The following is a 1,576-nucleotide window of genomic DNA, read 5'->3' as shown; positions in this document are numbered from 1 at the left end:
CCGCCGTATGATGCTGGCGCGCGAGCACGAGGCGCTGGCGGCCGACGACCTTGCCGCGGAGACTCATATGGTCCCGGATTTCGTCGATCAGCTCGATGCTGTGCGGGACGCGGCCGAAATCGGCGATGACCTGCTGCGCCTGATCTTCATCGCCTGCCACCCGAGCTTGCCGCGCGAAGGGCAGGTGGCGCTGACCTTGCGGCTGCTCGGCGGGCTCGAAACGGCTGAGATTGCGCGGGCCTTTCTGGTCCCCGAAGCCACGGTTGCGCAACGTATTGTGCGGGCCAAGAAGATGCTGCACGGCCAGGCCTTCGAGTTGCCCGACTCGGCCGAGCGAGGTGCCCGCCTGGGGGCCGTGCTGGCTGTGGTCTACCTGATTTTCAATGCGGGGCACAGCGCCGGAAGCGGCGAGACACTGCTGAGGCCGGCTCTGTGTGACGAGGCTTTGCGCCTGGCGCGACAGCTGCAACATCTGCTGCCTGAAGAGGCCGAGGTCCACGGCCTGGCGGCCCTGCTGGAAATTCAGGCATCGAGACTGCCCGCGCGACTCGATGCACAGGGGCAACCGGTGTTGCTGCTCGACCAGGATCGCCGCCTGTGGGACAGGTTGCTGATCCGACGAGGGCTGGCGGCGCTGGTTCGTGCTCAAGCAGGTGCTGACCCCGGCTGCTACACCTTGCAGGCCGCCATTGCGGCCCACCACGCCAGAGCCGCGCGGGCGGAGGACACCGACTGGCACGCCATCGTGCGTGACTACGATCGTTTGTATGTGCGGCAGCCATCGCCCGTGGTGGCGCTCAACCGGGCGGTGGCCGTGGGTCAGGCTCAAGGGCCGCAGGCAGCCTGGATGTTGCTCCAGGAGCTGGCGAGCGATCCGGCCCTGCAGCACTACCCCTGGCTGGCTGGTGCACAGGCCGATGTGCTGGAGCGCATGGGCCGCCTGGCCGAGGCGCGGGCCGCCTACCTGCGCGCCGCCGAGCTGAACGACAACGCGGTGCAGCAGGCGTGGTTGCTTGCCAAGGCGCAAGGCTTGGGCTCAACAGCCAGTGAAGGCTGATCTGGCGCTATAGTGTGGGCGGGCTCACCGGGCGCCCACCTCGCGAAAGCTGACGCACCGTTCATCATCCGCAAGCCATGCGCTTGCATACCCTCCACAGGCCGACAGCGAGCAGGCCGTGATTCAGGAGCTGGTATGCAACCAACCCATTTTTCCCCTCAGCCCTCAAGCCTTCAGGCCGCAGACATCGTTCGTGCCTTGGCTCGGCAACTTCATCGCGCGGCCCTGTCTGATTCATTGCGGGTTTCGCTGCCCGTGTTGCGGCGCATCCTGGCTACCGGCACCTTGCGTGATCTGACCTTGCCTCAATTGCACCAGCGGCGGGCCATGGTCCGTCGCAAGCATCTCTTGCGCACTTTGGCCATCGAGGCGGGCCATGCCGGTTGGGAGCAATACAGTCAGGCACTGGCGGGCATGTCGGTGGCGCAGTTGCCGCATCTGGACGTGCTGCAACCTGCCGCCGGCTACCCCAATCTGTGGTTCTCTACCCAGGAGCAGGCGCAGATCTATGTGCAGTCG

At 66.2% G+C, this 1,576-nt stretch carries 2 protein-coding genes; both read left to right on the top strand.

Annotated features, from left to right (window positions below):
• Positions 1–1,057: DUF6596 domain-containing protein (locus EPO09_RS07470; protein WP_290641743.1), on the top strand; the 1,057-nt coding region annotated here is incomplete at its 5' end.
• A gap of 135 nt (positions 1,058–1,192) precedes the next feature.
• Positions 1,193–1,576: hypothetical protein (locus EPO09_RS07465; protein ID WP_290641741.1), on the top strand; the 384-nt coding region annotated here is incomplete at its 3' end.

This window comes from Aquabacterium sp., from assembly GCF_004297345.1.
Taxonomy (GTDB): domain Bacteria; phylum Pseudomonadota; class Gammaproteobacteria; order Burkholderiales; family Burkholderiaceae_C; genus Aquabacterium.
The sequence above is the reverse complement of the archived record's forward strand: the minus strand, read 5'-3'. Positions and strand labels throughout refer to the sequence as shown.